Source organism: Micromonospora sp. (assembly GCF_048594385.1).
Taxonomy (GTDB): Bacteria; Actinomycetota; Actinomycetes; order Mycobacteriales; family Micromonosporaceae; genus Micromonospora; species Micromonospora wenchangensis.
The window spans coordinates 23,356-29,428 of the sequence record NZ_JBMDWU010000405.1; the positions used below are offsets into that span (position 1 = coordinate 23,356).

A 6,073-nucleotide genomic window follows, 5' to 3' on the forward strand; every position below is an offset into this window, starting at 1 on the left:
GGTCCCGTGCGGACACTGCTACTCGTCGGTGGCGTCGACGACACCGCCGTCGCGGCGAAGGAACTCGGTCTGCGGGTGCTCCTGCTCCAGCACCCCACCAAGATCACCGAACGGCAGCGGCAGGTGGCCGACGTCGTGGAGGTGCTGGACTACACCGACTGGACGCTCACCGCGCCGGTCGTGACCCGGCTGCACCAGCGGTGGCGCATCGACCAGGTGGTGTCGCTGACCGAGCCGGGCCTGGACATCGCGGCCCGCGCCCGTGACCTGCTCGGCCTCGACGGCACCAGCTACCCGGTGTCCCGCCGGTTCCGGGACAAGCTGGCCATGCGGCGCCACCTGGTCAGCCGCGACGCCGAGGCGGTCGCGGCGGCCCCCCTGCGCGACTTCGACGACCTGCGCGCCTTCGGCGTCCGGCACGGCTACCCGTTCGTGGTGAAGCCGACCGCCGCCACCGCCAGCATCGGGGTGTTCCGGGTCGACGACCCGTCCGGACACGAGGCCGTGTGGGAGCAGGTGTGCCGGCTGCGGGGGACCCGCACCGACCGGGTGTCGACCCTGCTGGTGCTCGACGACTTCCTGATGGAGGAGTACGTCCACGGCCGGGAGTTCAGCGTCGAGACGTTCAGCTTCGCCGGCCGGCACGTGGTCGTCACGATCACCGAGAAGATGACCGACCCGGGCCACTTCGCCGAACTCGGCCACGCCGTGCCGGCCCGGCTGACCGAGGACGCCTGGGACCGGGTCGGCGAGTGCGTCGGCACCTTCCTCGACCACCTGGGCTTCACCGACGGCCCCTGCCACACCGAGGTCCGCCTCAGCGGCACCCGGGCCCGCATCATCGAGGGCCACCACCGCTACGGCGGCGACGCCATCCCCGAACTCGTCCGCGCCGTGTACGGCATCGACCTGGACCGGCTCGCCGTCGGCTGGCCGTTCCGCCTGGTCGACCCGTTGCCGGACAGCCCCGCGCCCCGGGGTGCGGGCTGTGTGCGTGCCGTCGTCGGCCCACCCGGTCGGGTGCTGTCCGTCGAGGGGGTGCAGGAGGCGGCCCGCCAGCCCGACGTCCTGGCGGTCCGGATCAGTGCCCGGCCCGGCGACGAGGTGCGCCCGCTGCGGGACAACTGGGACCGGCTCGGCCTGGTCGCCGTCACCGGCCCCACCGTCGTCGCCGCCGCACAGCGGGGCGCGCGGCTCGTCGACGAGTTCATCCGCATCCGCATCCGCGACGACCGGGGTGCCGTGCACCTGGCCCGGGTCGCCGAGGTGCACCAGCTGACCGGGGCGGTGGGGTAGGTGAGCGTGCTGATCCTGCACCGCAATCCGCTGGAGCCGTTCCCGTACCGGGACTGGCTGGCCGACCACGACCAGCCGGCGGTGCTGCTCGCCGCCCGCGACAAGATCGAGTCCTTCGGCGAGGAGATACCGACCGACACCCTCGGCCTGGCCCACCTGGAGGTGCTCGACCACTACGACCGGGACGTGGCGGCCCGCGCCACCGCGCTCGCCGCCCGCCACCGGCCCCGGCACGTCGTCGCCCTGCACGAGGCGGACCTGGAACTCGCCGCCGAGCTGCGGGCCCGCTTCGGGCTGCCGGGCCCCCGGCCCGCCGACATCCGGCCGTTCCGCGACAAGCTGCTGATGAAGCAGCAGGCGGTGGCCGCCGGCATCGAGGTGGCCCCGCACACCCTGGCGACCACGGCCGGGCAGGTACGGGCCTTCGCGGCCGACCACGGGTACCCGGTGGTGCTCAAGCAGCGGGCCGGCTACAACTCCGTCGGGTTGCGCATCGTGCGCTCCGCCGGGGAGCTGCCCGCCCACCTGGACGAGCTGTACCGCGACGGCGACCGCGACGACCTGCTCGTCGAGCGGTTCGTGCCCGGCCGGATGTGCCACGTCGACGGGTTCGTCCGGGCCGGCCGTACCGTGCTGGCCTGGCCGTCGCAGTACCAGTACGACCTCGCCTCGTTCGGCAGCGATCCCGGCCCACGTATCGACGTCACCCTCGACCCGGACGACCCGCTCACCGGGCGGCTGCTCGACCTCGTCGACCGGGTGCTGGCCGCCCTCACCCGTTGGCCCGGTGGGCTCACCGACCACGCCTTCCACGCGGAGGTGTTCCACACCCCCGACGACCGGCTGGTGCTCTGCGAGATCGCCTGCCGCAGCGGCGGGGCGAAGATCCGCGAGGTGTTCGAGGTGATGTTCGGCGTCAACCTGGCGGAGGCGGAGCTGCGTACCCAGTTGGGACTGCCCGTACCGGCGTTGCAGCGGCTCACCGGCGACGCCCGCCCGCGTCCGCGCAGCATGTCCGGCCAGATGCTGATGATGAAACGTCCCGGGCTGGTCCGCACGGTGCCCAGCCCGCCGACCGAGCCGTGGGTCCGCCGGTTCTGGTGCTGGGCCCGGCCCGGGCAGGTGATCCCGCCGGCCGCCGGGTCGGCCGACTTCCTCACCGCCGCCGTCGCCGCCGCCCCGACCCGGGTCGAGTGCGAGGCGCGGCTACGCCGCCTCGGCGACCGGGTCGCCGCGCAGATCCAGATCGGGGAGGCGTCGTGACCGGCCGGGGAGTCCAGGCCCGCTACATGGCGGCGATGGTGATCGACGCCACCGGCAGCGGCATGTACCTGCCGCTGTCGCTGATCTACTTCCAGCACAGCACCGGCCTGTCCGTGGGACGGGTCGGCGCGATCGTCAGCGCGGCGGCGGTGCTCGGCCTGATCGCCAACCCGCTGACCGGGGTGCTCGTCGACCGGTTCGGCGCACGCGCCGTGGTGGTGGGCGGCTACCTGCTGCGCGCCGCCGCCTTCGCCTGCTATCCCCTGGTCGACTCGGCGGGGCCGCTGTTCCTGGCCGTGCTGGTGGTGGCGTTCGGTGACGTGTCGTTCTCCCCGTCGGTGCACTCGCTGGTCGCGGAGATCGCCAGCGGCAGCGCCCGGGACAAGCTGATCGCCGCGCAGCGGAGCCTGCGCAACGCCGGGCTCGGCGCGGGTGGTCTGCTGGCCGGGGCGGCGCTCACGGTGCGGGCCGACCAGGCGTTCACCGTGATCGTGCTGACCAGCGCGGTCGCCTTCACCGTCGCGGCCGGGCTGATCCGCGCGATCCCCGTGCACCGCCGGTCCGGCGGCACCGCCCGGACGACGCAGGGTCGGGGCTACCGGCTGGTGGCCCGCAACCGCCCGTTCCTCGCTCTCACCCTGCTCAACGTGCCGACCGCGTTCGGCTACATGGTGCTGGCGGTGAGCCTGCCCGTCTACGTGACGCTGCACCTGGGGCAGCCGGCCTCGCTCGTCGGCGCGCTCTACGCGGTGAACACCATCGGCATCGCGGTGGCGCAGATCCCGGTCACCCGGGCGTTGACCCGGTTCCGCCGGTCCCGGGCCGTGGCGGCCGGTGCCGGCGTGTTCGGGCTGTCGTTCGTGTCGTTCGCGGTGCTCGGCGCGACGGCCGGCGGCGCGGTCCTGCTGGCCGGCGTGTTCGCCGCGACCGCGCTGTTCACCGTCGGGGAACTCCTGCACGGGGCGACCGCGTCCGCGCTGGTGGTCAACGCGGCTCCCGAGCAGACCCGGGGCCGGCACCTCGCCGTCTACCAGCTGTCCTGGGCGGTGCCGGGCGCGTTGGCGCCGGCGGTGCTGACCGCGCTGCTGTCGCTGTCGCCGACCGGCATGTGGCTCGTGCTGGCGGCCGGTGTGGTGGTGTCGGCGGTCGGCGTGCTGCGCCTCGAACCCCACCTGCCCCCGGCGGCGGTCCGGGCGCCGGCCGCGCCGCCGGCGACCGACGGGCCGACCCCGCCGTCACCCGGGGACACCGCCCACGGCGGTCCGGCCGCCGATCCGGCCGGCGGTCCCGCCGCTACTGATCCGCCCGGCGGCGTGCCCGCCGCCGGCCCCGTACGAGTCAGGGAGAGTCACTGATGGGTGTTGCCAGCTGGGTGGTCCTCACCGGCGACGATCCACGGCACGCGCCACCGGCAGCCGCCGGCCAGTGCGGCTGGGTGAGTCAGATCGCGCCCCTGATCACCGAGTTCAGCCGGCCGGGGGACCTGGTGCTCGACCCGTTCGCCGGGTGGGGTACCAGCCTCGTCGCTGCCTCGGTCACCGGCCGGCGCGGCATCGGCCTGGAGATCTCCCCGGACCGGGCCAAGCAGGCGACGCGCCGCCTGGAGGCGTACCCCGGCCAGGTGATGATCTGCGGTGACGCCCGCCGGCCCCCGGTGCCCGACCGTAGCGTCGACTTCCTCGTCACCGACCTGCCCTACTTCGGCACCGCGCTCGACACCGACTCCCCGGTCGACGGCCAGTTCTACGCGCTGCGCGACTACTCCGCCTACCTGACCGCCCTCGACCACGCCTTCCACGCGCTGGCCCGGGTGCTCAAGCGGGGCGCGTACGCGGTCGTCGCGGTGCAGAACCGGCGGGTCGCCGACCGGTTCGTGCCGCTGGCGTGGGACGTCGGCCGGGTGCTCGGCGGTCACCTCACCCTCGGCGACGAGCGCATCCACCTCTACCCGCGCCCGGTCACCGAGGGGGACCCGATGGTCAACAACCGGGGGCACGAGTACCTGCTCGTCGCGCGGAAGCGGTAGCCGCCGCTCAGGAGCCGACACCCACGCCCAGGGCGCGCTTGTCCGGCTTGCCGCTCGGCCCCACCGGCACCCCGGCGATCACCTCCACGGTCGTCGGGACGGCGGCCGCGCCCAGGGCCGCCGCGACCCGGGCGCGCAGCCGGTCGACGTCCACCGGGTCACCGCCGGCCGGCACCACGTACGCGTGCACCGCCTCGCCGGTGACGTCGTCGGGGCGGCTGACCACGTACGCCTCGGCGACGGCGGGGTCGGTGGCGAGCACCCGCTCGATCGGGCCGGCGTACACCAGGTTGGCGTTGACGATGATCACGTCCCGGGCCCGGCCGGACAGGTGCAGGTAGCCGTCGGCGTCCAACCGGGCCAGGTCGCGGGTGCGCACCCAGCCGTCGGTGAACACCTCGGCGGTCTCGGCCGGGTCGCCCCAGTAGGCGTCGGCCTGCGCCGGGGTCCGGACGAAGAGTTCACCCTCGGTCGCCGGCCGGCCGTCGGCGTCCCGGACGGACAGGTCGACCACCGCCGGGGCGCGCCCGACCGAGGCGAGCCGGCGCGGGTCGGCCAGCAGCTCGGCCGGGGTGACCATCGAGATCATCCCGGTCTCGGTCTGCCCGTAGCCGTGGAAGACGACCGGGCCGAGCACGTCGAGCGCCTCGGCGAGCCGGGACGCGGTGAGCGGGGAACCGGAGACCACGAGCGCCCGCAGGCTGCCCAGGTCGACCGGGTCGGTGCGCTGGTCCCGGACGAGCTGGTGCAGCTTGCCGACGGTGATCACGCTCGCGGTGGCCCGGTGCCGGGTGATCATGCCGGGGAATCCGGGCGGGCGGGCGGCGACCAGGGTGCCCCCGGCGGCCAGGGTGAGGATGCCGTACTCCAGCATCACCTGGCTGCTCAGCGAGCCGAAGACCAGGTAGCGCCCCAGCCGGGGGGCGAGTTCGGCGATCGCCGGTGGCCACCGGTCGGGGTGGGCCGCCCAGGCCGCGCTCATCGCCGCGTACGTCTGGGCGCAGCCCTTGGGATGGCCGGTGCTGCCGCTGGTCCAGGTGATCCGGGCGACGTCGCCGGGCCGGCCGGCGGCGACCAGCGGGCTGCCGTCGTCGGTGGTCCCCGCCAGCGTGGCGAGCCGGGCGTCGTCGACGAGCAACGCGTCGTCGCTGGCGAGCAGCCGGTCGAGTTGCGCCGGGGTCAGCTCCGGCCGGATGCCGGACACCCGCGCGCCGACGGTGAACGCGGCGAGGACACCGGCGAGCGCCTCCGGGGTGACCCCGATCCGCAACGCCACCGCCCGACCCGGCCCGATGCCGGCGGCCCGCAGCCCGCTGGCGATCCGCCGGACCAGGTCCGCCAGCTCGGCCGCGCCGACGATCCGGTCGCCGTCCTCGAAGACCGGCCGGTCGCCACCGGTGGTGAGCAGCCGCAGCACGGGCTGCGGCCACAGCACCCCACCCGCGGCGGCCCCCGGCCCGGGGCCGGCCCCCCCCCCCCCTCCGGGGC

At 75.1% G+C, this 6,073-nt stretch carries 5 protein-coding genes; 4 read left to right on the forward strand and 1 reads right to left on the reverse strand.

The window, feature by feature from the left end:
- Window positions 1-6 precede the first annotated feature (6 nt).
- The 4 genes from ACOJTC_RS21635 to ACOJTC_RS21650 are packed head-to-tail and all read left to right on the forward strand — an operon-like array spanning window position 7 to window position 4,585.
- A complete protein-coding gene (locus ACOJTC_RS21635; protein WP_420118245.1) occupies window positions 7-1,296 on the forward strand; it encodes an ATP-grasp domain-containing protein in 1,290 nt (429 codons plus the stop codon).
- Window positions 1,297-2,559: a hypothetical protein gene (locus ACOJTC_RS21640; RefSeq protein ID WP_420118246.1), complete on the forward strand. Its 1,263-nt coding sequence runs from the start codon at window positions 1,297-1,299 to the stop codon at window positions 2,557-2,559. It begins immediately after the preceding gene.
- Window positions 2,556-3,914: an MFS transporter gene (locus ACOJTC_RS21645; RefSeq protein ID WP_420118247.1), complete on the forward strand. Its 1,359-nt coding sequence runs from the start codon at window positions 2,556-2,558 to the stop codon at window positions 3,912-3,914. The genes ACOJTC_RS21640 and ACOJTC_RS21645 overlap by 4 nt, the downstream gene beginning before the upstream one ends.
- Window positions 3,914-4,585, forward strand: a complete 672-nt coding sequence (locus tag ACOJTC_RS21650; RefSeq protein ID WP_204923238.1) for a TRM11 family SAM-dependent methyltransferase — start codon at window positions 3,914-3,916, stop codon at window positions 4,583-4,585. The genes ACOJTC_RS21645 and ACOJTC_RS21650 overlap by 1 nt, the downstream gene beginning before the upstream one ends.
- A gap of 7 nt (window positions 4,586-4,592) precedes the next feature.
- Here the strand turns inward: ACOJTC_RS21650 and ACOJTC_RS21655 are convergent.
- On the reverse strand, window positions 4,593-6,073 hold a 1,481-nt coding region (locus ACOJTC_RS21655), incomplete at its 5' end, for a class I adenylate-forming enzyme family protein (protein WP_420118248.1).